This is a genomic window from Kitasatospora sp. NPDC058243 (assembly GCF_042882025.1).
Lineage (GTDB): Bacteria > Actinomycetota > Actinomycetes > Streptomycetales > Streptomycetaceae > Kitasatospora.
On sequence record NZ_JBHVWW010000015.1, the window covers coordinates 113,534 to 136,046 of the forward strand.

A 22,513-nucleotide genomic window follows, 5' to 3' on the forward strand; every position below is an offset into this window, starting at 1 on the left:
GCCGGACTGAGTGAACACCACACTCGGGTCACTCGCCACACCCGTCGGATCACCCGCATCAGCAACCGTGCCCCACGACCCGAACGGACCGCCCGGGGTGTTCTGGTTGGTGCCCTGAATGGTCCCGGCGGTGGTGCGGGCGTAGACCACCATGAGGCCGCTCGGCGTCTGGAGCGCGGCCGGCTTGCCGACGAACCCACCACCCGTCGAAAGCTGCGCCCACGGAACGAAGGGACCGCCGGGGGTGTTCTGGTTGGTGCCGTACACGTTGCCGTCCGCACCGACCCGGTACAGGGCGATGGTGCCGTTGCTGGTGAGCACCGTCGAGTCGGCGGAGCCACGGGCGGTGGAGGCCTGCGGCGCGATGGTGAAGACGCCGCCCTGGTAGGTGTGCTCCTGGCCGTCGATCTCGTTGGCGATCATCGAGATGTTGAACGTGCCCGCCGCCAAGGGGGCGGTGTCGAAGGGGACTTGGTAGTTGGTGGCGCCGCCGCTGGTGGCGCGGAAGCGGTTGTAGTAGCCGTTCGGGCCGGTGACCACGTAGTCGAGCCAGTTGATGACGCCGCTCTGCGTCGGGTGTGCCGTGAGGTTCAGCGTGCCGGACACGGTCTGGCCCGAGTTGAAGCCCCACAGCAGGACGTTGAAGTCGGCGGGGATGGCGGGAGCGAGGTTCTTGGAGCGCAGCAGCTCGAAGGAGGAGGTGGGGTAGCCGTCGATGGATGACCAGTGGGTGTTGGCCGAGTACTCCTTGGTCGGGACGCTGCTGTTGTCCTCGGCGATGTACGTGAAGTCGCCGGCGGCCTGGTTGGTCCAGCCTGCGAAGAGGTTGATGTGCTTGCCGGCGACGGCGAGGGCGTCGCCGGGCTGGAGCTGGGACCAACTGCTGAGCTTGGTGCTGTACTTCGGGTCGTCGATACCGGGTGCGGGGTACGTGACCGGCGGGCTGCCGGGGAGTTGCCAGGCCATGTCGACGAGACCGCCGCAGTCGGTGCGGTACGGGCCGCCGACCGCGCTGTCGGAGAACGACTGCCCCTGGTTGTAGGTGACCCCGTGGGCGACCCAGTCCCGGGCGCGCCGGACCATCTGGGCGCCGGTGAGCTTGTTCCCGACACCGGTGCCGAGGGTGCCGGTGGAGGTCGGCGTCCTGTTGCCGTCCGGGTAGTAGGTGCCGTCCGCGGAGGCGGGGGAGACGGTGAGAAGACCGGCGGCCACGGCGGTCGCGGCGAGCACGCAGACGCGGCGCAGGGCACGGGCAGGACGGGGCGTGCTGGGCATGGGGGTCCCCTTGGATGTGGGCGGGCGAGCGATGGTCAGTGCGGGTGCACGGCGGCGGCGTACCGGCCGGCCGTTGCTGCGGTGAGGGCCCGGGCCAGCAGGTTCTCGGCGAGGGCGTGCGCGGTGGCCGGGCCGTCCGCGCGGACGAAGAGCACCAGGGCGATGCCGCCCCGGTCCGGTACGGCGCGGACGTGTTCGAGCCCGTGCTCCGGGGTGGCGTGCGCCCACAGGATGTCCTCGACGATCCGCGCCGCGGCGGTCGTGGTGGGCGCACCGCTGATGTCCACGACGGTGGCCCGGACGGCGAGCACCGCGATCAGTCCCAGCCGATGCCGCTGGCGGACGGGCCGGCCGCAACCGGCGGCACGACGGTGGAGCCGTCCCAGCCGATGCCGTCCCAGCCGATGCCATCCCAGCCGATGCCGTCCGCGGCCCCGCCGGCCACGACCGCGGGGACGACGGTGGGACCGTCCCAGCCGATGCCCGCCGGCGCCGTGGTCGCGGCGGTGGCGGAGGCCGCGGGCGCCAGGATCCCCGACAGGGCGACGGCTGCGACGGCGGTGGCGAGCAGGCGGGCGGTCTTGGACATGGCGGCACCCCAGGCGGCTTGAGTGGCAGGAGATCTGATCAACAGTCAGATGTTCGGAAGGCTGTGCGGCGGTTGCCCCGCCGCCCTCCCGGTGACCACCATCCTGCTGACACCGCCCGCGCCCCGGAAGGCGAGAGCCCCGTCAGCAACCGGCCTGGCCGCTTCAGGACCCGACGCCCTGCCGGGCCCCGTCCGGGGCAGGGCTGCTTGTGGAGTCGAAGCCGGGCTGGGATGATCCCGATGTGTCGCACGGCGGCACGGCACGTTCGACGTCGCACCGGGGGGCTGCGCGCATGCTGGACATGCTGGGGTTGGACCGTGTCTCGGAAGCCGTGTACCGGGCCATGCTCGCCGATCCGCAGGGCGGCGTCAGGGAGTTGTGCGACCAGCTGGGCCTGCCCGAGCCCGCCGTACGGGAGGCCCTCGACCGGCTGGCCGATCTGCAGCTGCTCCGGGCCTCCCGGGAGGCCCCCGGGGTTCTGCTGCCGGTGAGCCCCGCGCTCGGCCTGGAGCTGATCCTGCGCCGCCAGGAGCAGGAACTGCTGCGCCGCCAGCAGGATCTGGAGATCGGCAAGGCCGCGGCCGCCCGGGCGATCGCCGAGTACGCCGACCTACGGCCGAACACCCCGGCCGAGACCGCCGAACGCCTGGTGGGCCTGGACGCGATCCAGGCCAAGCTGGAGATCCTCGCCCAGGAGGTCACCGGGGAGTGCCTGTCCGTGATGCCCGGCGGAGCGCAGTCCCGGGCCAGCCTGGACGCCTCCCGGCCGCTGGACGAGGCGGCCATGCGGCGCGGGGTGGCGCTGCTGACGCTCTACCAGGACAGCGTGCGGCACGATCCGGCGACGCTCGCCTACGCCCGCTGGATGACCGAGGAGAGCGGGCTGGTCCGCACCTGCCCGACGCTGCCGCCCCGGATGCTCATCTTCGACCGCCAGGTCGCCGTGGTCCCGATCGACCCGGCCCACACCCGGCTCGGCGCCCTGTGCACGCGCGAGCCCGGGATCGTCGCCTCCCTGGTCGCCCTCTTCGAGCGGACCTGGCAGGCCGCCGTCCCGCTCGGCGCCGACCGGCGCAAGGACACCGGGACCGGCCTCAGCGCCACCGAGCAGGAACTCCTGCGGCTGCTCGCGTCCGGCCTCACCGACGAGACCGCCGGCCGGAGCCTGGGCCTGTCGGCACGCAGCGTCCGCCGCCAGATGGCCGGGCTGATGGAACGCCTCGACGCGTCGAGCCGCTTCGAGGCCGGCCTCAAGGCGGCGCAGCGCGGCTGGCTCTGAGCGACCGCTCCCCCGGCACCCGGCCGGCTACGGCTGCCGGGCGAGCAGGTCCTTGATCACGGTGTCGAACCCCCGCGGGGGGCGACCGAGAAGGTCGGCGACGTCGTTCGTCGCCCGGTCGTACCGGTTCTCGCCGTGCAGCCTGGCCATCGTGGCGATGTGGTCGAACACGTGGTCCGGCAGGCCCTGGCTCTTGAGGTCGTGCTCCAGCCACTCCTGGTAGGGCACGTCGACGTAGGTCACCTCGCGGCAGCCCAGGGCGGCGGAGAACTCGGCCGCGATGGCCGTCATGTCGCGGGATCGAGCCCCGGTCAGTTCGTAGACGCGGCCGGTCCGGGGAGCAGGATCGAGCAGGAGTGCGGTGACGACCTCGGCCACGTCGGCGGCCGCGACCGGTGAGGTCCGGGCCGAGCCGAAGGGGAGGCGGATCGTGCCGTCCCGCCGGATCGAAGCGGCCGCCACCTCGGTGAAGAGCGGATTCTCCATGAACACGGTGGGCCGGACGTGGACGACCGGCGCCCCGGACCAGTCGAGGACGTGTTCGGCGAGGTAGTGCAGCCGCTGCTGCCGGGACTCGGCGTCGCTGGTGAGGTCCATCTGCGAGACGGTCATCTGCGAGATGCTGACCAGCAGTTCCAGGCCGGCGCTCTCCCGGGCGGCGGCCGCCACCGTCGCCGCGGCCTCCAGGTAAGCGGACGACACGCTCATCCCGAAGTAGGCCCGGCGGCAGCCGGCCAGCGCCTCGACCACGTCCGCACCACGGGTGAGGTCACCGACCAGCACCTCCACGCCGCCCATCGTCCTCAGGTCCGAGGCCCGTTCGTCGTCGTGGTGTACGAGAGCCCTGACGGGCACGTTGTGCGCCCGCAACCGCTCCAGGATCCTTCGCCCGACTCCGCCGACGCCGCCGCCGGCGCCGGTGACAAGGACAGGTTCTACGAGCACGGCGATTGCCTCCTACCTACCTGACCGGGACCTCCGGTGCACTGCCAACGCTCCCGCGCCGGGAAGGTTCCGCGAGTCCTTGACGCCAGGACGGGCGCATCGGCGTCCGTGGGGGCACATCGGGCGCATCAGTGTCCGGTCCGGTCCGGGTCGCAGGCCTGGCGGGCGGAGGCGGCGAGCCGGTCGGCGAGCGCGATGACGAGGCCGCGGAGTTCGTCCGGTCGCTCGATGACGAACGGCCGGTCGAGCGAGGCGAGTACGGGGGGCAGCCAGTCGAGCCGCTCCGCCCGCAGTTCGACGTGCAGCCACCGCTCGGTGTGCGGATCCGTTCCTTCCTTGGGCGCCGGTGCGGGCTCCTCGATGCTCGCGACGCTGGCGGGGAGCCGGGCGCGGATCTGCTCGACCGTCCCGTGGATCCGCAGGGTCACCTCGTACCGGTACGCGGCCTTGGCGAGCCCGGACAGCACGCGCCGGGCCGGATCGAGCCCGGCGGGCAGCTCGAACGAGCCCGGCAGGGGCCTCGCGTCCGCGATGCGATCGAGCCGGAAGGTCCGGTCCTGGCCGATCTCGGGATCGACCTCGGGATCGGTGCCCGTGACGTACCACCGCCCCGCATGGGTGACGATCCCGTACGGGTGCAGCGTGCGTTCGCTCCGCCGGCCGTCCCGGGCGGTGTACCTGATCGAGATCGGGCGGCGGTGGCGCACCGCGTCGGCGACGGCGAGCAGGACGCCCGTCTCCGGGGTGGCCGCCTCGCCGGGCTCGGCCGTGAAGGCGAGGGATTCCAGGACGGCGTCGAGCCGACGGGCGAGGCGCTCGGGCAGTACCCGGCGGATCTTGGCCGCCGCCGTCTCGCCCGCCGTTCCGGTCGCGGTCGCCGCCCCGCCCGCGGTCCCGGTCGCGGTCCCGGTCGCCGCCCCGGTCGCCGTCAGCAGCCCCGCCCTGCGGCCGACGACGAGGCCGAGCAGCACGGCGAGCGCCTCGTCGTCGTTGAGCATGAGCGGAGGCAGGCGGTACCCGGGGGCGAGCCGGTACCCGCCGTAGCGGCCGCGGACCGCCTCGACGGGGATGTCGAGGTCGACCAGGTGGTCCACGTACCGCCGCACGGTGCGCCCGTCGACGCCGAGCCGGTCGGCGAGTTCGGCCACTGTCCTGATGCCGCCCGACTGCAGGAGTTCCAGGAGGGTGAGCACGCGGCTGGTAGGTCGGCCCATGTCCACGAGCCTAGTACTGATACCGGACCGATTCTGTCCACTATCTCCTCTACCGTCCGGGGTGCAACGGCTTCACCGACCTGAGGAGAGCGCACCATGGACTTCGTTTCGATCCGGATCATCACGGGCGACATCGCACGCCTCGTCGGCTTCTACGAGCGGGCCACCGGGGTACAGGCGCACTGGTCCACCGAGGACTTCGCCGAACTGCGGACCGCCGGCGGGACCCTCGCGATCGGCAGCACCCGGACGGTGGCACTGTTCGCGCCCGGCTCCGCCCGTCCGGCCGACAACAACAGCGTGATCTTCGAATTCCTCGTCGCCGACGTGGACGACGTGTACCGGAACCTGACCGGCTTCGTCGCCGACTTCGTGACCGAGCCCACCACGATGCCCTGGGGCAACCGGTCGCTCCTGCTCCGTGACCCCGACGGCAACCTCGTCAACTTCTTCACCCCCGTCACACCGGCGGCCGTCGAGAAGTTCGCCCACTGACGACAGCCCGGCCGCCCGGGTGGGGGCCGGTCCCGGCGGCGGGCTCCGCACCGGCCCGCGGGCCCGGGCCGCCGCCGGGGGTGGTCGCGGGCGGAGGGCGGGTGCGGCAACCTGGAACCACCACCCCGCACGACCGCGACACCATGGGCCCGCCCCACCGCCGATCCCCTGAGGAGCACGTCATGACCGACCGCACCCGCGAGCACCTGCTCGCGGCCATCGAGATCGCGGCCGACGCCCGGGCGCACGGCAACCACCCCTTCGGAGCGCTGCTGACCGACCCCGCCGGGAACGTCCTGCTCACGGCCGAGAACTCGGTGCTCACCGACCGCGATGTCACCGCCCACGCGGAGACCAATCTGGTGCGGGAGGCCTCGCGCACCCTGGCCCCGACGCAGCTCGTCGACGCCGTCCTGTACACGAGTACCGAACCGTGCGCGATGTGCGCCGGGGCGATCTACTGGAGCGGCATCCGCAAGGTCGTCTACGCGCTCGCCGGGGCGGAGCTGAACGCCATCGCCGGGGTGGACCCGGAGGAACCGGTGCTCGACCTGCCGTGCCGCCAGGTCTTCGCCGCCGGCGGCAGCACCGTGGAGGCGTCCGGCCCGCACCTCTTCGAGGAGGCCGCCGCGGTGCACACGGGGTACTGGGGGTAACGCTCCGGCCCGCCTCTTGGGACTCCTCGGTCGGACTGCTCAGGGCTGCTCAGGGCTGCTCAGTCCGGCGGCTCGGGCGGGCGGGGCACGCCGGGCTCGGGCTCCGGCTCAGGCCCGGGCGGCGCGGGTGACGGCGTAGCGGGGCCCGGGAGTACCGGATCCGGCGGCGGCTCGGGCACGCCGGGCGGCAGCGGAGGATCCGGCACCAGGGGCGGACTGACGGGTCCGACGGACTGGGGCTGGGACTGCGGCTGGAACCGGGACTGCGGCTGAGGCTGGAGCTGCGTGGAACCGTACGGCATGGCTGCCGCTCCCTTTCGTCAGAAGATCCGACCGCCGTAGAACGGGTCGTAGTAGAGCCCGTAGCGGTCACGGACGTCGGCCGACACGTCGGCCGCGCCGTCGTCGAGGCCGGGACCGTTCCTGATGTCGTCCTTGGACCGGTCGACGTACACCTTCTGCTCGCCGATCTCGATCCGGATCACGGTGCCGGCGGGCAGGATCACCCGCCTGCCGAGGATCCACGGACCGGTGTCGACGACCAGGTGCTGGGCGCCGACGGCCTCGGACAGCTTGTCGATCTTGCCGATCGCTCCGTCGGTGGCCTCGACGTGGAAGCCGATGAGGTCGGTGCCCGCCGTGTGACCGGCGGTGTCCCGGAACTCCCAGATGTTGACGCGATCACTCACGACCGTCTCCTTCCGTCGTCGGGTCTGGCTGTCGGGTCCGGCTGTCAAGCTTGGCTGTCAGGTCCGACTGCCTGATCGGGCTGTCGGATCGGGCTGTCGGTACGCTTCGGCTGCCCCCGATCCGGAGGTTCATGCCACCGTGTCGTCGACCGTGGCCTCGACCGGTCCGCCGCCCTCCTCGACGTGACGCTTGAAGTCGGTCAGGTCGTCGATCACCCGCCGGTCGACGAACCCGAGGGCCTCGGCGAGGTGCTCCCAGAGCCCGTGCGGTTCGACCTCCAGCTGGAACATCACCCGGGTGGCGGCGTCGCCCACGGCGTGGAAGGTGACCACACCCTGGTGCCGCACCGGGCCAGGGCCGCTGTCCCACGCCACGCGGTCGTTCTCCACCAGCTCCGTGGTCACGGCCCTGAACTCGCGCGGGCCGGCGGCGGTCCGGACCACCCAGCTGGTGTCCTGGCCCGACCGGTCGACCCTGACCACACCCCGCATGAACTGCGGGAACTCCTCACACCTGACCCAGCTCTCGTAGACCGTGCCGAGCGGCGCCGCCACCTCGACGGACTCCTCGATCCGGTGCATCGCTCCTCCTGACATGTCGGTGCCCGCCCGGCCGGCGGGCCTTCAAGCCCCGGCTGCCCCGTTCCCGGGCCGATATGCACCCCGCCTGAACCCTCGACGCGGACCTTCGGCCCGTCCTCCTCACCCGTCTCCCCCGGCCCACCCCCCTCACCCGAACGGCCCATCGCCGTTGCCGGGCCCCCACCTCACCTCCGGCAGGTGTGAATCCCGCCGAACGGGAAAACGGGGTCCGGGAAGCGGGCCCGGGGAAGGCCCGCCCACAGCGCCGGCCCGGGGAAGGCCCGCCCACAGCGCCGGCCCGGGGAAGGCCCGCCCACAGCGCCGGCCCGGGGAAGGCCGGCCCACAGCGCCGCGCTGCGGCCGTCGCGGGAGGAGAACGAGCGTGTGGTGGAGCCTGTTCCGTCTGCTCCTGGCAGGTACGGGGGTGGCCCTGACCACCTACGTCCTGGACCGGACCGCCGAACGGCTGGTCCGCAGATTCGCCCCGCACCGGCCCGGCAGCGTCATGCCGGGGATGCTGCGCAGCTGCCGGCGCCCCCTGGTCACCGTGCTCGCCACCTCCCTGTCCCTCGCCGTCCAGCCGTGGGTCGGTGGTTCGCCGGAGACCCGGGAGCAGCTGCACCACCTCCTGGTCCTACTGGCGATCGCCTCCGGCGGATGGCTCGGCGCCCGGGCGGTCGGGCTCGTCGTCGAAGGCGCCGTCCGCCTCGCCGCCCACCGCCGCGACCCCTCCTCGGCCGGCCGCGCCCGCACCCAGGCGGGTCTGCTCGGCCGGATCTGCCAGGCGATCATCGCGATCGCCGCCCTGGGCGCGATGCTGATGACCTTCCCCTCCGTACGCGGCATCGGGACCAGTCTGCTCGCCTCGGCGGGCCTGGCCGGTGTGGTCGCGGGCATCGCCGCGCAGAGCGTGCTGGCCAACCTCTTCGCCGGGGTGCAGCTGGCCTTCGGCGACCTGGTCCGGATCGGCGACGTGGTCGTGGTGTCCGGCGAGTGGGGCACCGTGGAGGAGATCACCCTCACCGCGGTGGTGATCGCCACCTGGGACCAGCGCCGCCTGGTGATGCCGATGTCCTACTTCGCCGGCCGCCCGTTCGAGAACTGGTCGCGCCGCTCCAGCCGGATCACCGGCACCGCCTTCCTCCACCTCGACCACCGGGCCCCGGTCCCCCTGCTGCGCAAGGAGTTCGACGCGTTCCTCGCCGACAGCCCCCTCTGGGACGGCCAGGGCAGCGCCCTACAGGTCGTCGACACCACGCCCACCACCATCGTGGTCCGGCTCCTGGCGACCGCCGCCAACGCCGACGACGCGTTCTCCCTCCGCTGCCAGCTCCGCGAGCACCTGGTGACGCACATCTGCGAACACCACCCCGAGGCGCTCCCCCGGGTGTCCGTCACCCCGGCGCCCCGGACCGAGCCGGACACCCCGCGCGCCCCCTACCCGCCACCCGCTCAGTAGTCACCCAGTAGCCCCTCAGTAGCCGCTCAGCAGAGCACGCACCCGTCGCAGCTCCTCCGGACCGACCGTGCTGTGCCAGCGGCCCGGGTCCGCCGGACGTCGCCCCCACAACAGCAGGACGCGCACCGCAGCGTCGCTCTCGATGGTGGCCGGGCCCTCGGGCGGGGCCAGGGCGATGGACGCACCACCGGCGTCCGCGGTCACCAGGACGTCGTCGGTCCCGGGGACGCGCAGGCGGGCCTCGACGCGCCCCCCGGGCCCGAGGTCGAGTCCCGCCACGCCCCGGGCCAGCAGCGGCCGGCCGACCAGCCGCACACTGTGCGACGTCATCCACGGCTCGGCGAGCGCCTCCCGGGCCGTACGGTCGTCGCCGGTGAGGTCCCACCGGTGGAGGATCAGCTCCTCGCGCAGGTGCTCGGCGAAGAACGGCACCGTCACGGTCCGGCCGGTCCACCGCACCTCGGTGGCCGGGGGCAGGTCGCTCTCCGCGGCCGCGGCGACCTCGGCCAGTTCGGCACAGCGGGCGGCGAAGGCCTCCCACAGCTGTGCGTCGGACATCCGCCGGTACGGCTCCTCCCGATCGAAGCCGCGGGTCTCCACGGGCTCGCCCGCGTGGAAGGCGCGCAGGACGCGGGCGAGTTCCTCGGCGTTGCCGGTCTGGTGGGCGAGGACGTCCCGCACCGTCCACGCCTCGCACCACGTCCCGTCGTCGGGCCTGCGTTCCTGGACCGCCCGCACGAACGGGACGAGTTCCGGCAGGACGTCACTGACCGCGGCGGGAATCATGCGCCATGGGTATCCCGGCAGCCGCGCCGGGCAAACCTGCCGCCCGGCAGTTCGACTGCCGGATGGTCACCTGGCGGTCCGGCCGGTATCCGTGGGCCCTCGTCGGCGACCGGACGACAAATGTTGATTCTTCAACTATAGTGGCGATGCCGCGCCACCCCGCCACCGGCCCTCCAGGGCCGTCCCCCACCTTGCGGAGGAACCATGGACCAGCTCGTCACCGACAACACCGAGAAGTCGCGCTTCGAGATCCAGGACGGCGGCGAACTCGCCGGCTTCGCCGAGTACCACCGCTCCGGCGACGAGATCGCCTTCATCCACACCGAGATCGACCCCCGCTTCGAGGGCCGCGGCCTGGCCGGCCGCCTGGCACGCGCGGCACTGGACACGGCCCGCGAGCAGGCACTCGCCGTACTCCCCTACTGCCCCTTCATCCGCAGCTGGATCACCAAGCACCCCGAGTACACCGACCTGGTCCCCGCCTCCCACCGAGCCCGCTTCGGCCTCTGAGCCGCACGTCGGCCGGCGCCACGGCGAGAAGCACGAGGCCACCCGGCCCCGGATTGCCAACTTCCCTTCCGGGGAGGCGGCTTGCCGGGCGCAGTGATGCCTCGCACAATCGCTGTCATGTCGACGAACACCTCGGAAAGCCACTCCGCGCCGTCCCCGGCTCCGGCCCCCGGCAGGCGCGTGCTCCTGATCGGCGCGTCCCGGGGCCTCGGCCTCGCCCTCGCCCAGGAATGGGCGCGGGCCGGCTGGCAGGTCGTGGCCACCGTGCGCGGCTCGCGCCGGACCGGCCTGCACGAGCTCGCCGATGCCGACGCCCACGCCGGGCAGGTCGAGATCGAGACCGTCGACATCACCGAGCCCGAGCAGGTCGCGGCGCTGCACGGTCGCCTGACCGGCCGGACGTTCGACCTGCTCTTCGTGAACGCCGGCGTCACGAACCAGCCCGAGGGCACGGTGGCACAGACCTCCACCGAGGAGTTCGTCCGGGTCATGGTCACCAACGCGCTGAGCCCGCTGCGCGTCATCGAGGCCCTCCAGGACCTCGTCCAGCCAGCGGGCACGATCGCGGTGATGTCCTCGGGCCAGGGCAGCGTGGCCAACAACGAGCGCGGCGGCCACGAGGTGTACCGCGGCAGCAAGGCCGCGCTCAACACGTTCATGCGCAGCTACGCGGCCCGGCACAGCGGCGAACCCCGGTCCCTGGTCCTGATGGCCCCCGGCTGGGTGCGCACCGACATGGGCGGCTCGGACGCCCTGCTCGGCATCGACGAGAGCATCCCGAACGTGGTCAGGACGCTCGACGCCCTCCGGAGCAGCCCGGGCCTGCACTACGTCGACTACCTCGGCCGAACCGTGGCCTGGTGAGCGCGGCGCTCCGGAGCACCACGGCGCTGATGGGCCGCGAGTTCGACCCGACCGTCGAGCCCGCGCAGCACCCTGCTCCCCCGCTCCCGGCTCAGGAGGGGAGGGCGGCGAGCCAGTCGGTCAGGATCCGGTTGACCTCGGCGGGGCGTTCCTGTTGGACCCAGTGCCCGCAGCCGTCGAGGATGTGGCTGGAGAGCAGGCCGGGCAGGGTCGCGGGGTAGGCCGCGATCGCGTCGGCCAGCCAGGTGGTGGAGGCGTCCCGGCTTCCGCCGATGAACAGGGACGGCTGGGTGACGGGGGCACCGTCGAAGTCGGCGAGGTCCTCCCAGTCCCGGTCCATGTTCCGGTAGCGGCCCAGCGCCCCGCTCATGCCGGTTCGCTCGAACTCTCCGGCGTAGACGTCGAGTTCATCCGCGCCGAGCCAGCCGGGCCGCCGTCCGGCGGGGAACCGGTCACGAAGTGTCCCGCCACGGCTGACGAAGTGCGGGTCGGGTACGCCGGCCGCCGGCATGGTGTCGGCGGACAACGCGGCGTAGAAGCCCGCGAGCCAGCCGCGCACGTCCGGTTCGATCTCGGCCTCGGCCCGGCCCGGCTCCTGGAAGTAGGAGACGTAGAACTCCTCGTCGCCGCCCAGTTGCCCGAAGACCTCGCTGGGCCTCGGGCCGCCCCTCGGGAGGTAGGGAACGCTCAGCAGCCCCACGGCACGGAAGACATCCGGTCGGATCAGGGCGGAGTTGGCGGCGATGGTCGAGCCCCAGTCGTGGCCGACGATCACCGCGGACCGTTCACCCAGGGCGTGCACCACCGCGACGTTGTCCTCGACCAGGTCGAACATCCGGTACGCGGTCACCTCCTCGGGCCTGGAGGAGCGCCCGTACCCGCGGACATCGATGGCGACCGCGCGGTATCCGGCAGCGGCCAGCACCGGCAACTGGTGGCGCCAGGAGTACCAGGACTCCGGGAACCCGTGCAGCAGCAGGACCAGCGGCCCGGTGCCCTGCTCCACCAGGTGGATCCGGCCGGCGGGCGAGGGGACCAGCCGGTGAGTGGGGCCCGTGGTCCGCGACGGTGACATGTGTCCTCCTGGGATCTCGATCCGGCGTACGCCAAGTTCGGTTCGGCGAACCGACATTCGACGACCCGCTGTTCGGCGGCGTGATGCCGATGCAGTGCTGACGCAGTGCCGATCATGCTGCGCGCGTACCGCGGAGGGCGAGGCCTGTTGCCGTTTCAGCAAACCGACCCGCGGCCCGCCCGTGACAATGCTCCGATCGGCCTCTCCGCCCGGGCACTGTCAGGGTCCGGGGTTCTACCGTGACATCGCCGCCGGTTCGTCGATGCCCCCAACCGGCCGGGCCGTCGTGGACGACCACCCGGTCATGGGTGCAATCGTTCTCCGACGCCCCAACCCCCTGGAGAAGACCCGCTGCGCGCTCCCCCGCGGCTGACCGCCCAGGCTGGCCACCGCGCCCTTCCGTTCCTCCTGCAGATAGATCTCGCAGTCACCCCCGGAGTAGTAGTCCCGCAGCACCACGAAGACCCCCGACCCCGCGTCGTCCACACTCCCCGCCCGCCAACTCCCCTGGTACTCCCCCAATGCCGCCCCCTGTCCGACGGGATCCTTCGCGCAGAAGTACCCGTCGAGCCGCACCTCACCGAGCCGGCCCCCCTCCCGCAGTTCGATCACCTCGTCCCGCGACGCCCAACGCCCCACGTAGTCCTTCGGATCCGGCCCGCCCGACCGGGCCTTCAGATACCCCGTCAGCCCCGCGATCAGCAGGACACCCACCAACAGGACAGCGCCCTCCCGGGACTTCAGGTACTTCCATCGACCAGCCACAGCTCCCCCTCGCTCCACGCCGTCGTACTCGAAGTCACCGCGGCACCTCAGCCCTTCTCCATGACGAACCCCTTGCTCGCCAGCAGCCACAGGTCCTTCTCGTTGGTCATGGCCGTCAGCCAGATCCTGCAGTTGCCTCCCCCGTCCTTACGGGTCGCCGTCACGTACACCCCCCGACCGGCGTCGTCGAGGTAGGACTTCTTCCAACTCCCCTCCAGTTCCGTCGGCTGTACCGGATCGGCCGCCGCGCTGTCGCACACGTAGGCCGGCACCGTCGCGGACCCGATCCGCCCGTCCGGGAGGAACTCGAGCACCGCCGTACCGCCACTCCACCGTCCGACCGGGTCTGGCACGTCAGGCCAGGAAGGCCGGAACGTCAGCCACACGACCACGCCCACGCCGAGAACACCGAGAACCCCACCCAGCACGCCGAACAGGACGCGCCGTCCCCTCGTCACACGATCCTCCATCGAATATCTGATCGACCAATTCACATGACATTCGAGCACCGAGAACAGTAGTGACCGGTGTCCCTTCGCGGCGAACCTCTCGACTGGGCCTACCTGTGTGCTTCTGTCGCAGACCTGCCCATTCCTTGGCGCGTCGGACACTGTCCACCTGTTGACATGTACGCGAGAATCATTCGGTGGACATCATCAGCGAACACTCAACGCCCCGCGGACGAACCCGCCGACGGGGAGCGAAGATCTCGCTCCTGCTCACCGTCCTTCTCGCCGGCTCCACCCTCCTCCCGGCGACGGCCTCCGCCGCCGGGCAGGACCCGGAACAGATCTGTGGCAAGACGGTCCAGGGCCGCATCCTGGAGAAGTACCGGGAGTACCGGACCACGCTCGGCTGCCCCAAGGACAACGAGCAGACCGCTCCCGACGGGGTGGGCCGGTTCAGTGTCTTCGACGGCGGCTCGATCTACTGGAGCCCCTCCACCGACGCCCACGCCATCTGGGGCCTCATCCGCGACAAGTGGGCCGCCATGGGCTGGGAGAAGGGCTCCCTCGGCTACCCCACCAGCGACGAACTGTCCCTCCCTGACGGTGCTGGGAAGCGCCAGGTGTTCCAGGGTGGCTCGCTCTACTGGCATCCCACGCGTTCCAACGGCGTCCACCCCGTCTGGGGCCTCATCGGCCAGCGCTGGGGACAGGCGGGCTGGGAAGGCGGGGTGTACGGCTACCCCGTCACCGACGAACTCCAGCAGGAGGGCGTCACCCAGATGTTCGAGCACGGCCCCATCCGGTGGTCGCCGAACGAGACCGCGAACCCGCTGATTCCCCGCGCGAACGCCCAGTTCTTCCAGGGCAGCCCGGCCCCGGGCGACCTGAAGGAGAGCGCCACGCTGCTGCCCAAGGGCCCCGACCGGGGCATCGTCGTGGTGCGCGGCTACATCGGCGACGACGGCAGCCCGATCAACCACGCCCTGGGCAACCACCGCCTGTGGAGCACCGAACCCGAAGCCAGCTCCAAGGTGGCCATCGCCTGGGACACCGCCACGGGCCAGGTCGGGATCTACGTCGACCAGTCCTGTGTCGGGGATCTGACGTGCCGTAATGCCAAGCCTCTGGTGCGTACCGAGCACGCCAAGGTGGTCCAGGACGACCGGACCCCGCAGAACGAGTACTGGGCGGAGCCCTACGGTGACGGCGGCATCCGGGTGGACGTGTCAGCGGTCAACTCGTTCGTGGACGTCCCTGGCTCGCAGTACGCGGACCTCGGCCGGATCAACGCGACGTTCCACATCTACCCGCATCGCTACGACGACAAGAACAAGAACTTCACCGGCTTCGACGTCGACACGAACAAGGACAAGTACCCGTCCTGGGAGGTCCTGCGCTACCCGCGCCTGCTGGAGAACTCCGGTTCCCCGCAGGCCCTGTGGCAGGGCGCCGTGTGGCAGGGTTCCATCACGGACCTGAAGGCCCCGCAGCACCTGTGCCACCGGAACGACCCGGACCACGCACCCGTCAACATGACCTGCAACTGATCGACGCGGAAGGGCCGGTCCGTCCGGTCTCCCGCCCAGTCCACCGGCACGATGTACGCGCTGGCGGAGCGGGCGCCGATTCCGGCGCTGCGGAGGTGGCCGGGCGAGGGACTGGTCGCTTTGGAGGCCCTGTACGCGTGAAGTTCCGGCCGGGGGACAACATGTCCTACCGGCCGGAACTTCACGAGCAGTGGGGCCCCTGGAAAGCGCCGCACCGGTCGGGCCTTCTCGCGTTCGCGGCCACCCCGATGAGCGCTCACGGTGAGATGAGACTGCTCGAGGTCCGGTGCGACAGGACACCAGACAGCCTCGATACCGCGCCTCGATACCGCCCCACCCTGCCGACACCCGGGCCCGGCCTGCCCGGACGGGGCCAGCAGGCCTCGGTCAGCGCACGATGAAGGCCTCGGTGAGGGACCCGCCGGGGGGAAGCTCCGAGCACGGAATGTCGGATGCCTGTTCGGAGATCGATTCGCCGGCCCGGGCGAGGACGACTCGCAGGCAGGCGCTCCCGACTTCCGAAGCCCCCCACCCCGTCGGGTACACCACGTCAGCCATCACACCCACCACAACGGAGCCCCCGTCCCCGGCCAGCGTGACGACGTGCACCGCGGTGCGCGCCGCGAGCGCCTCCAGCGACATGGCCGTCTGCGGACCAGCGGTGAAGGCCGGTACCAGCCCGGCCGCGTACCGATGGGCATCCGCCCCAGCCTCGGCCTGCGCCCGGACGCGACGGTCCCCGGCCGCGGATCGGTCATGGACGGCAGTGACGACGAAGTCCGTCACAGCCAGCACCAGCACGGCGGCGGCCACGGCGAATACCCGGCGAAGAACCCTCATCTGATCCACTCCGAAACAGCCGGCCCTGGCGAACCAAGCGGGTTGGTCAATCGGGAAACGCTGGCGGAAGCACGACGGTACGCCTCCCTCCCCGGCAGGAAAGATGGGGCACCGCGCGTCCCGGCCGGCCGCTCAGCGCTGCACGGCTTCGACCTTCTCCATGGTGAGTACAGCACGGAGTTTCGCGAGGAAGCACGTCATGCGACTCATTCTCCTCCGACCGTCCAACTCATCGGTGGCAGGGCCGGATTCACGATGACCCCATGGTCCGTCGATGTCCTCGACCGCCGTGGGGTTGTCGTAGAGCGGCCAGCCCCCACTCGCAGGGGTGACCGTGGTGGCCGAGCTGGCGACGAGGTCAGCGTTCGGGCGGACGGTCCGGTGCGACCACAGCGCCGCCCCGTTCACTGGCGGGCGGGTCGGGGCAGTTCGTCGAGCCAGGCGCCGATGAGGCCCTGGACGGTCTCGGCGCACTCGACCTGCGGGTTGTGGCCGACGCCGTCGAGCACCGTCGCCGCCATCCGGGGGTAGTGGTCGAGCAGGGCGAGTTGGTCGCGCCAGCCCACCAGGGCGTCCTGCCGGGTGGTGACCAGCAGGTGCCGGCCCTGGTGCTCCGGCGCGCGGTGTTCGGGCCAGTGCGGCAGCAGGAAGTCGGCTTCGAGTTCGGCGGCGGCCGCCTGGTCGTGCGCGCGCCATCCCGGCCGGACGTACTGTTCGAAGAGCTTCCAGTTGCGCGTGGTGTGACGGGCCATGACGAGGCCGAAGAGTTCGCGGTCGGCGGGCGGGAGCCGGTCGAGGAGCTCGTCGTCGCGCTCGGCCACGGTCACGCCGGGCAGGGTCCGGTCGGGGCCCCAGTGCACGACCGGTACGAGCAGCGCCGATCCCAGGACCTGCGCCCCGAACCTCGCCGTCACCGCCCGGGCCAGCTGTCCGCCGAACGACTGCCCGAGCACGGCGAAGGGCTGCTCACCCAGTTCGGCGTGGATCCAGTCGAAGACGGAGTCGGCCAGGGCGGCCGCCGACGTCGTCCCCGGCAGCCGGGGGCTGGTGCCGTGGCCGGGGAGGTCGAGGTAGAGCCGCCGCCACCCGGGGCGGTCGGCGAAGGCGGGTTCGACGGGGAGCAGGACCCGGTGGTCGACGGTGTAGCCGTGGATCATGACGAGCGGTGTGCCGTCGCCGAATTCGAGGTGCCGGATGGCGGAGTCGGTCATGACGGAAGGGTCCAACCATCACACCAATGGCAAGGTCAAGCCGACAGGCATCCCGACGTCGGCTCACACCTCGGGCACACACCTCAGACGCACACCTCGGGCTCACGCCTCAGGCCCGGCTCTTGACCTCGGTGAGGTACTCCCGGATGGCATCACGGTTACGGGTCAGGCACTGGATCCGACGGGTCATCCGCTCCGTCTCGGACTCCAGGGTGCCGATCATCTCCGGTGTGGCGTCGGCGAAGTGGATCGTCCGCGGGCTGTCCAGGCAGGGCAGGATCTGCCTGATGATCCGCGTGGGCAGTCCGGCGTCCAGGAGTCCGCGGATTTGCAGGACCCGGTCGACGAGGTAGTCGTCGTAGGCGCGGTAGCCGTTCGCCTCGCGGTGCGCGGTGATCAGACCCTGCTGCTCGTAGTAGCGCAGCAGGCGCGGAGGAGTGTCCGTCAGCCGGGCGAGTTCGCCGATACGCATGTGACCACCCTCACGCCCGACCGGTGCCGTTCCGGGCTGGACCTTGACATGAATGTCAAGGATAGACGATCGGGCCCATGCCCGAACTTCACTCCCCCAGCCCCTCGAACCCGCCCGCCACCCGGCTTCCCCAGCCCCCGAACCGGCCCGCCATCCGGCTTCCCTGGCCCAGCCTGCTGGCCCTGAGCACCGCCGGATTCGTCACCATCATGACCGAGGCCCTGCCCGCCGGCGTGCTGCCCGCGATGAGTGCGGACCTCGGCGTCAGCCAGTCCGGCGCCGGGCAGTCCGTCACGCTCTACGCGGCCGGTTCCATCGCGGCCGCCATACCGCTGACCGCCGCTACCGCCGGCTGGCCGCGCAAGCGCCTGCTGCTGCTGTCCGTCGGCGGCTTCGCCGCGGCCAACGCCGTCACCGCGGTCTCGACGAACTATCCCCTCACCATGGCGGCGCGCTTCGCCGCGGGCCTGGTCGCAGGCCTGCTCTGGGCCCTGCTGGCCGGGTACGCCCGCAGCATCGTCGCGCCGGAGCAGCGCGGGAGGGCGATGGCCGTCGCCATGGGCGGCTCGACGGCCGCCCTGTCGGTGGGCGTGCCCGCCGGCACCCTGGTCGCGGCGCTGGTGGGCTGGCGCACCACCTTCGGACTGATGAGCGCCGTCGCCGTGGCACTCACCGCCTGGATGCTCGTCGCGCTCCCGGCCGTCCCGGGGCGGCCCGGCCACGCCCGCACCCCCGTCCGGCAGGTGCTGCGGATCCCGGGGGTGGCGGCCGTCCTCACCGTCACGGCGGCCTTCGTCCTCGCCCACAACCTGCTCTACACGTACGTCGCGGCGCTGCTCGCACCCCTGGGGCTCGGCGGCCGGACCGACACCGTCCTGCTCGTCCTCGGACTGTCCTCCCTGGTGAGCATCCTCGGTACCGGGGCGCTGATCGACCGCCACCTGCGCACCCTGACGATCGCCGCCTGCGCCCTGCTCTCCGCCGCGGCCCTGTCCGTCGCCGTCGCCCTGCTCACCGGCACCTCCTGGCCCGTCTACGGCAGCGCCGCGGTCTGGGGTCTCGCCTTCGGCGGCGCCGCCACCCTCCTGCAGACGGCGGTGGCCGACGCGGCCGGCCCGGCCGGGGACATCGCCCAGTCCCTGCTCGTCACCTGCTGGAACCTCGGCATCGCCGGCGCCGCGCTCGCGGGCGGCCTCCTCCTCGACCACGGCGGCCCGAGCACGTTGCCCTGGTCCGCCCTGGCCCTGCTCGCCGCCGCTCTGACCGTCACCGCCGCCGCCCACCGCCACGGCTTCCCCCGCCTCACCGACCGCCCCACCGGCCACCCGACCGGCCACCCGACCGGCCACCCGCCCCGCTGAACGGTCCGGCCGTCCGGTCGGCTCTGCTGCGGCAATCCCCGAGGCCGTGGTGACGGGAGTGCTGCTGGTTGGTGGCGAGGCCGACGTCCGTGAGGCGGGCGGTGGCCGCAGTGACCTGGTCGGCGGTGGCGACTTCGACGCCGAGATGGTCGATGCGGGTGTCCTTACAGGCTGGATTGATATCTGCCGATGCAACCTTGCGCCCTGGATCGAAGTTCGTCAACATAGACGTATGTCGAATCAGGAACTTCGAGTGCTCGGCCAGGACGACGACGCGGACGGATGCTGCCCCGGGCTGCTGACCGCCCCACTGGACGAGGACCAGGCCGTGGAACTGGCACGGGTGTTCAAGGCGTTGGGCGATCCGGTGCGGCTGCGGCTGCTGTCGATGATCGCCTCCCGGGCCGGGGGCGAGGTGTGCGTGTGTGACCTGACCCCGGCCTTCGACCTGTCCCAGCCGACGATCTCCCACCACCTGAAGCTGTTGCGGCAGGCCGGGCTGATCGACTGCGAGCGCCGGGGCACCTGGGTGTACTACCGGCTGGTCCCCGAGATGACCGACCGCCTCGCCGGCATCCTGACCCGCCCGGCGGCCGAGCCCCTGCCCGCACCCGCCGGGTCCGCCTCGTGAGCACCGAAAACGCGCCGAACGCACCGAGCACACCAGCCGCACCAGCCACACCAGCCGCACCGACCAGACCGAACGCTCGAGTCGCGGCCCGGCTGTCGTTCACGGACCGCTACCTCGCGCTGTGGATCCTGGCCGCGATGGGCCTCGGCATCGGACTGGGCCGCCTGGTGCCCGGCCTCGGGGGCGCACTGGCGAAGGTGACCGTCTCCGGCGTCTCGCTGCCGATCGCGCTCGGCCTGCTGGTGATGATGTACCCGGTGCTCGCCAAGGTCCGCTACGACCGTCTCGACACCGTCACCCGCGACCGCCGCCTCCTCGTCCCCTCCCTGCTGCTGAACTGGATCGTCGGCCCGGCGCTGATGTTCGCCCTCGCCTGGCTCCTCCTGCCCGACCTGCCGGAGTACCGCACCGGGCTGATCATCGTCGGCCTCGCCCGCTGCATCGCCATGGTGATCATCTGGAACGACCTGGCCTGCGGCGACCGGGAGGCCGCCGCCGTCCTCGTCGCCCTCAACTCCGTCTTCCAGGTCGTCACCTTCGGCGCGCTGGGCTGGTTCTACCTGTCCGTCCTGCCCGGCTGGCTCGGCCTGGAACAGACCGCCCTCAACGTGTCGGTGTGGGAGATCGCCCGCAGCGTGCTGATCTTCCTCGGCATCCCGCTCGCCGCCGGCTACCTCACCCGCCGCCTGGGCGAGAAGGCCAAGGGCCGTACCTGGTACGAGGGCACGCTCCTCCCGCGCATCGGCCCCTTCGCCCTGTACGGACTGCTGTTCACGATCGTCATCCTGTTCGCCCTCCAGGGCGAGGCCGTCACCTCCCGGCCGTGGGACGTCGCCCGGATCGCGCTGCCCCTGCTGGTCTACTTCGCGCTCATGTGGACCGGCTCCCTGTTCCTCGGCCGCGCGGTGGGCCTGGACCACCCGCGGGCCACCACACTCGCGTTCACCGCCGCGGGCAACAACTTCGAACTGGCCATCGCCGTCGCCATCGCCACCTTCGGCGCCACCAGCGGCCAGGCCCTCGCCGGAGTCGTCGGCCCCCTCATCGAGGTGCCCGTCCTCATCGGCCTCGTCCACGTCGCCCTCGCCGCCCGCCGCCTGTTCCCCCAACCCGCCGCTCCCGGAGGTTCCGTCCGTGCCTGAGCCCAAGCCGTCCGTGCTCTTCGTCTGCGTCCACAACGCCGGACGCTCCCAGATGGCCGCCGCCTTCCTCACCCACCTCGGAGGCAGCCGGGTCGAGGTCCGCTCCGCCGGCTCCGCCCCCGCCGACACCGTGAACCCCGCCGTGGTCGAGGCCATGGCCGAGGTCGGCATCGACCTCTCCGCCGAGGTTCCGAAGGTCCTCACCGCCGAGGCCGTGCAGGCCTCCGACGTGGTGATCACCATGGGCTGCGGCGACGCCTGCCCGTACTTCCCCGGCAAGCGCTACCTCGACTGGAAGCTGGACGACCCGGCCGGCCAGGGCATCGACGCGGTACGCCCGATCCGCGACCAGATCGAGACCCGGATCCGCGGCCTGCTCACCGACCTCGGCATCCAGCCCAGCGCGTGAGAGCCCATCGGTAGCCCGGGGCAGCCCTACACGCCGGGCGCACCCCGACACCGGGCGTTCGGCCGCCGGCCACCGACCGCCAGCCACCAGCCACCAGCCACCGAGATCCGGACAACTCGGGCCCGCAGCCGTCCGAATTCGCCGGGACCGTCGGCGGCCGGGCGGCGGCTGCTTCTACGCTCGCGTCCACACCATGGTCCGAGGGGGGAACGCCGTGGCCCGTAGGCCCGTACGACGACGCCGGTCCACTGCCGCCCGCCGCGCACAACAGGCCCGGGACAACGCGCTGACGCTGGGCATCGCGGCGCTGGTCGCGGTCGCCGTGGTGTCGTTCGTGCTGACGTGGCTGGCCCACCACCTGCTCCTGGTCGCCGCGCTGCTGGCCGTCGGCCTGGTGGTGTGCGCCGTCGTGCTGCGCCTGCGGCAACTGGCCCGGCGGCGGGAGCTGGCTGCGCGCACGGCGCAGCTGCGGCACATCGGCCCGTTCCTGACCATGAGTCCGAAGGCGTTCGAGCACGCGCTGGCGGACCTGTGCAGGCGGGACGGGTGCACGAAGGTGACGGTGGTCGGCGGGGCCGGCGACCTCGCGGCGGACGTCCTGGCCACCACCCCGTCCGGACAGCGGCTCCTCATCCAGGCCAAGCGGTACGGGCCACGGACCTCCGTCGGCTCCCAGGACGTCCAAAAGGTCAACGGCACCTACCGCGACGTCCACCGCTGCGACCTGGCGGCCGTGGTGACGACCAGCTCGTTCACCAAGGCCGCCGCCGCGTTCTGCGCGAACGTCGGCATCCACGCCATCGACCGGCGGGCACTGGCCCTGTGGGCCGAGGGAACCGGCAAACCCCCCTGGGCCTGACCGCCCGAACCCCCGGGCCCGCACCGGCCCTGAAGCTTGTTGCAGAAGGCCGGAGGGCAGATCGGTGTGCACTCTGACCTGTTGGTTCATGCGGTTCGGGCCGGGGTTGTGCATGTGGGCGATGGGCGATGGGCGATGGCCTGCACCAGGCGGTGCAGGCCATCGCTTTCTGTCGGCAGCTTCAGGGAATCTGACTGACCATCAACGATCAGGGAGAGGCCGTTCTTGACCGACTGACGTGTGAACGTGAGCGCTCGCCGACCGTGTCGACCTTCGATCGGTGTGCGTGCTACGTTCCGTGCCCTAACCACACATAGGTGACCCCGGCAGCGCGGCAACGCTCCGGGGTCCGGCAACAGGAGACAGACCTCCCGATGCGTGTCCATCGTAGCGCCCACGTGCGCGATT

The 22,513-nt window shown here is 71.8% G+C and carries 25 protein-coding genes and 1 pseudogene; 12 read left to right on the forward strand and 14 right to left on the reverse strand.

Annotation, left to right across the window (positions count from 1 at the left end):
• From ACFVX9_RS13420 to ACFVX9_RS13430, 3 genes and pseudogenes are all read right to left on the reverse strand, one after another.
• A pseudogene (locus tag ACFVX9_RS13420) lies at nt 1–1,275 on the reverse strand (hypothetical protein); the annotation flags it as partial.
• A gap of 35 nt (nt 1,276–1,310) precedes the next feature.
• Entirely contained in the window at nt 1,311–1,586 is a 276-nt protein-coding gene (locus ACFVX9_RS13425) for a hypothetical protein (protein WP_387981673.1), read from the reverse strand.
• Nucleotides 1,587–1,591: 5 nt separating this feature from the next.
• A complete protein-coding gene (locus ACFVX9_RS13430; RefSeq protein ID WP_063352493.1) occupies nt 1,592–1,864 on the reverse strand; it encodes a hypothetical protein in 273 nt (90 codons plus the stop codon).
• Nucleotides 1,865–2,157: 293 nt separating this feature from the next.
• Between ACFVX9_RS13430 and ACFVX9_RS13435 the strand changes: the two genes are divergently transcribed.
• Nucleotides 2,158–3,144, forward strand: a complete 987-nt coding sequence (locus ACFVX9_RS13435) for a LuxR C-terminal-related transcriptional regulator (RefSeq protein WP_387981675.1) — start codon at nt 2,158–2,160, stop codon at nt 3,142–3,144.
• A gap of 27 nt (nt 3,145–3,171) precedes the next feature.
• Here the strand turns inward: ACFVX9_RS13435 and ACFVX9_RS13440 are convergent, their stop codons facing one another.
• Together ACFVX9_RS13440 and ACFVX9_RS13445 are read right to left on the reverse strand one after the other, a co-directional pair.
• Nucleotides 3,172–4,089 carry an NAD(P)H-binding protein gene (locus ACFVX9_RS13440; protein ID WP_387981677.1) on the reverse strand — a complete coding sequence of 306 codons (918 nt, stop codon included), beginning with the start codon at nt 4,087–4,089 and terminating at the stop codon, nt 3,172–3,174.
• Between the two features lie 128 nt (nt 4,090–4,217).
• Nucleotides 4,218–5,303, reverse strand: coding sequence for a helix-turn-helix transcriptional regulator (locus ACFVX9_RS13445; protein ID WP_387981679.1), 1,086 nt, complete (start codon nt 5,301–5,303; stop codon nt 4,218–4,220).
• A 96-nt stretch (nt 5,304–5,399) separates the two neighbouring features.
• Between ACFVX9_RS13445 and ACFVX9_RS13450 the strand changes: the two genes are divergently transcribed.
• Nucleotides 5,400–5,798 carry a VOC family protein gene (locus tag ACFVX9_RS13450; RefSeq protein WP_387981681.1) on the forward strand — a complete coding sequence of 133 codons (399 nt, stop codon included), beginning with the start codon at nt 5,400–5,402 and terminating at the stop codon, nt 5,796–5,798.
• Between the two features lie 182 nt (nt 5,799–5,980).
• Nucleotides 5,981–6,454 carry a nucleoside deaminase gene (locus ACFVX9_RS13455; RefSeq protein ID WP_063352502.1) on the forward strand — a complete coding sequence of 158 codons (474 nt, stop codon included), beginning with the start codon at nt 5,981–5,983 and terminating at the stop codon, nt 6,452–6,454.
• A 320-nt stretch (nt 6,455–6,774) separates the two neighbouring features.
• On the opposite strand, the gene ACFVX9_RS13460 is transcribed toward ACFVX9_RS13455, so the two are convergent.
• A complete protein-coding gene (locus ACFVX9_RS13460) occupies nt 6,775–7,143 on the reverse strand; it encodes a PRC-barrel domain containing protein (RefSeq protein ID WP_380424316.1) in 369 nt (122 codons plus the stop codon).
• 129 nt (nt 7,144–7,272) lie between these two features.
• Nucleotides 7,273–7,725, reverse strand: a complete 453-nt coding sequence (locus ACFVX9_RS13465) for an SRPBCC family protein (protein WP_063352504.1) — start codon at nt 7,723–7,725, stop codon at nt 7,273–7,275.
• A 382-nt stretch (nt 7,726–8,107) separates the two neighbouring features.
• Between ACFVX9_RS13465 and ACFVX9_RS13470 the strand changes: the two genes are divergently transcribed.
• The gene (locus ACFVX9_RS13470; RefSeq protein ID WP_387981683.1) at nt 8,108–9,184 is read left to right on the forward strand and encodes a mechanosensitive ion channel family protein; all 1,077 of its coding nucleotides are present in this window, start codon (nt 8,108–8,110) and stop codon (nt 9,182–9,184) included.
• Between the two features lie 15 nt (nt 9,185–9,199).
• Here the strand turns inward: ACFVX9_RS13470 and ACFVX9_RS13475 are convergent, their stop codons facing one another.
• On the reverse strand, nt 9,200–9,970 hold the full coding sequence (locus tag ACFVX9_RS13475) for a maleylpyruvate isomerase N-terminal domain-containing protein (protein WP_380370860.1): 771 nt from the start codon (nt 9,968–9,970) through the stop codon (nt 9,200–9,202).
• Between the two features lie 204 nt (nt 9,971–10,174).
• Between ACFVX9_RS13475 and ACFVX9_RS13480 the strand changes: the two genes are divergently transcribed.
• Both ACFVX9_RS13480 and ACFVX9_RS13485 read left to right on the forward strand, forming a co-directional pair.
• A complete protein-coding gene (locus ACFVX9_RS13480; RefSeq protein ID WP_380370862.1) occupies nt 10,175–10,480 on the forward strand; it encodes a GNAT family N-acetyltransferase in 306 nt (101 codons plus the stop codon).
• 117 nt (nt 10,481–10,597) lie between these two features.
• Nucleotides 10,598–11,344 carry an SDR family NAD(P)-dependent oxidoreductase gene (locus ACFVX9_RS13485; protein WP_387981684.1) on the forward strand — a complete coding sequence of 249 codons (747 nt, stop codon included), beginning with the start codon at nt 10,598–10,600 and terminating at the stop codon, nt 11,342–11,344.
• Nucleotides 11,345–11,435: 91 nt separating this feature from the next.
• Here the strand turns inward: ACFVX9_RS13485 and ACFVX9_RS13490 are convergent, their stop codons facing one another.
• The 3 genes from ACFVX9_RS13490 to ACFVX9_RS13500 all read right to left on the reverse strand — a co-directional run bounded on the left by ACFVX9_RS13490 (nt 11,436) and on the right by ACFVX9_RS13500 (nt 13,654).
• Nucleotides 11,436–12,419 (reverse strand): alpha/beta fold hydrolase, encoded by a 984-nt coding sequence (locus tag ACFVX9_RS13490; protein WP_387981685.1) that lies wholly within the window; start codon nt 12,417–12,419, stop codon nt 11,436–11,438.
• A 234-nt stretch (nt 12,420–12,653) separates the two neighbouring features.
• A complete protein-coding gene (locus ACFVX9_RS13495; protein WP_380478920.1) occupies nt 12,654–13,184 on the reverse strand; it encodes a hypothetical protein in 531 nt (176 codons plus the stop codon).
• A gap of 47 nt (nt 13,185–13,231) precedes the next feature.
• On the reverse strand, nt 13,232–13,654 hold the full coding sequence (locus ACFVX9_RS13500) for a hypothetical protein (RefSeq protein WP_387981686.1): 423 nt from the start codon (nt 13,652–13,654) through the stop codon (nt 13,232–13,234).
• Between the two features lie 176 nt (nt 13,655–13,830).
• On the opposite strand from ACFVX9_RS13500, the gene ACFVX9_RS13505 reads away from it, so the two are divergent.
• Nucleotides 13,831–15,180, forward strand: coding sequence for an LGFP repeat-containing protein (locus ACFVX9_RS13505; protein ID WP_380478918.1), 1,350 nt, complete (start codon nt 13,831–13,833; stop codon nt 15,178–15,180).
• A gap of 387 nt (nt 15,181–15,567) precedes the next feature.
• Here the strand turns inward: ACFVX9_RS13505 and ACFVX9_RS13510 are convergent, their stop codons facing one another.
• From ACFVX9_RS13510 to ACFVX9_RS13520, 3 genes are all read right to left on the reverse strand, one after another.
• Nucleotides 15,568–16,020, reverse strand: coding sequence for a hypothetical protein (locus tag ACFVX9_RS13510; protein ID WP_380424332.1), 453 nt, complete (start codon nt 16,018–16,020; stop codon nt 15,568–15,570).
• Between the two features lie 404 nt (nt 16,021–16,424).
• On the reverse strand, nt 16,425–17,231 hold the full coding sequence (locus ACFVX9_RS13515) for an alpha/beta fold hydrolase (protein WP_380478914.1): 807 nt from the start codon (nt 17,229–17,231) through the stop codon (nt 16,425–16,427).
• Between the two features lie 109 nt (nt 17,232–17,340).
• Entirely contained in the window at nt 17,341–17,703 is a 363-nt protein-coding gene (locus ACFVX9_RS13520; RefSeq protein ID WP_363584314.1) for a MerR family transcriptional regulator, read from the reverse strand.
• A gap of 77 nt (nt 17,704–17,780) precedes the next feature.
• Here ACFVX9_RS13520 and ACFVX9_RS13525 point away from each other — a divergent pair, with 77 nt between their 5' ends.
• From ACFVX9_RS13525 to ACFVX9_RS13545, 5 genes are all read left to right on the forward strand, one after another.
• Entirely contained in the window at nt 17,781–19,064 is a 1,284-nt protein-coding gene (locus ACFVX9_RS13525) for an MFS transporter (protein WP_380370886.1), read from the forward strand.
• 232 nt (nt 19,065–19,296) lie between these two features.
• Nucleotides 19,297–19,695: an ArsR/SmtB family transcription factor gene (locus ACFVX9_RS13530; RefSeq protein ID WP_380370889.1), complete on the forward strand. Its 399-nt coding sequence runs from the start codon at nt 19,297–19,299 to the stop codon at nt 19,693–19,695.
• A 137-nt stretch (nt 19,696–19,832) separates the two neighbouring features.
• On the forward strand, nt 19,833–20,837 hold the full coding sequence (gene arsB, locus ACFVX9_RS13535) for an ACR3 family arsenite efflux transporter (protein ID WP_380479075.1): 1,005 nt from the start codon (nt 19,833–19,835) through the stop codon (nt 20,835–20,837).
• A complete protein-coding gene (locus tag ACFVX9_RS13540) occupies nt 20,830–21,246 on the forward strand; it encodes an arsenate reductase ArsC (RefSeq protein WP_387981690.1) in 417 nt (138 codons plus the stop codon). The genes arsB and ACFVX9_RS13540 overlap by 8 nt, the downstream gene beginning before the upstream one ends.
• Nucleotides 21,247–21,460: 214 nt before the next feature.
• A complete protein-coding gene (locus tag ACFVX9_RS13545) occupies nt 21,461–22,105 on the forward strand; it encodes a restriction endonuclease (RefSeq protein ID WP_244293826.1) in 645 nt (214 codons plus the stop codon).
• The last annotated feature ends 408 nt before the right edge of the window (nt 22,106–22,513 follow it).

Excerpts from the sequence above, each read along its gene's own strand:
- ACFVX9_RS13465 (WP_063352504.1), bottom strand. The coding sequence starts at position 7,725 with ATGCACCGGATCGAGGAGTCCGTCGAGGTGGCGGCGCCGCTCGGCACG.
- ACFVX9_RS13475 (WP_380370860.1), bottom strand. The coding sequence starts at position 9,970 with ATGATTCCCGCCGCGGTCAGTGACGTCCTGCCGGAACTCGTCCCGTTC.
- ACFVX9_RS13525 (WP_380370886.1), top strand. The coding sequence starts at position 17,781 with ATGCCCGAACTTCACTCCCCCAGCCCCTCGAACCCGCCCGCCACCCGG.
- ACFVX9_RS13435 (WP_387981675.1), top strand. The coding sequence starts at position 2,158 with ATGCTGGACATGCTGGGGTTGGACCGTGTCTCGGAAGCCGTGTACCGG.
- ACFVX9_RS13480 (WP_380370862.1), top strand. The coding sequence starts at position 10,175 with ATGGACCAGCTCGTCACCGACAACACCGAGAAGTCGCGCTTCGAGATC.
- ACFVX9_RS13455 (WP_063352502.1), top strand. The coding sequence starts at position 5,981 with ATGACCGACCGCACCCGCGAGCACCTGCTCGCGGCCATCGAGATCGCG.
- ACFVX9_RS13515 (WP_380478914.1), bottom strand. The coding sequence starts at position 17,231 with ATGACCGACTCCGCCATCCGGCACCTCGAATTCGGCGACGGCACACCG.
- arsB (WP_380479075.1), top strand. The coding sequence starts at position 19,833 with ATGGGCCTCGGCATCGGACTGGGCCGCCTGGTGCCCGGCCTCGGGGGC.
- ACFVX9_RS13445 (WP_387981679.1), bottom strand. The coding sequence starts at position 5,303 with ATGGGCCGACCTACCAGCCGCGTGCTCACCCTCCTGGAACTCCTGCAG.
- ACFVX9_RS13520 (WP_363584314.1), bottom strand. The coding sequence starts at position 17,703 with ATGCGTATCGGCGAACTCGCCCGGCTGACGGACACTCCTCCGCGCCTG.
- ACFVX9_RS13510 (WP_380424332.1), bottom strand. The coding sequence starts at position 16,020 with ATGAGGGTTCTTCGCCGGGTATTCGCCGTGGCCGCCGCCGTGCTGGTG.
- ACFVX9_RS13500 (WP_387981686.1), bottom strand. The coding sequence starts at position 13,654 with ATGGAGGATCGTGTGACGAGGGGACGGCGCGTCCTGTTCGGCGTGCTG.
- ACFVX9_RS13485 (WP_387981684.1), top strand. The coding sequence starts at position 10,598 with ATGTCGACGAACACCTCGGAAAGCCACTCCGCGCCGTCCCCGGCTCCG.
- ACFVX9_RS13530 (WP_380370889.1), top strand. The coding sequence starts at position 19,297 with ATGTCGAATCAGGAACTTCGAGTGCTCGGCCAGGACGACGACGCGGAC.
- ACFVX9_RS13450 (WP_387981681.1), top strand. The coding sequence starts at position 5,400 with ATGGACTTCGTTTCGATCCGGATCATCACGGGCGACATCGCACGCCTC.
- ACFVX9_RS13430 (WP_063352493.1), bottom strand. The coding sequence starts at position 1,864 with ATGTCCAAGACCGCCCGCCTGCTCGCCACCGCCGTCGCAGCCGTCGCC.
- ACFVX9_RS13490 (WP_387981685.1), bottom strand. The coding sequence starts at position 12,419 with ATGTCACCGTCGCGGACCACGGGCCCCACTCACCGGCTGGTCCCCTCG.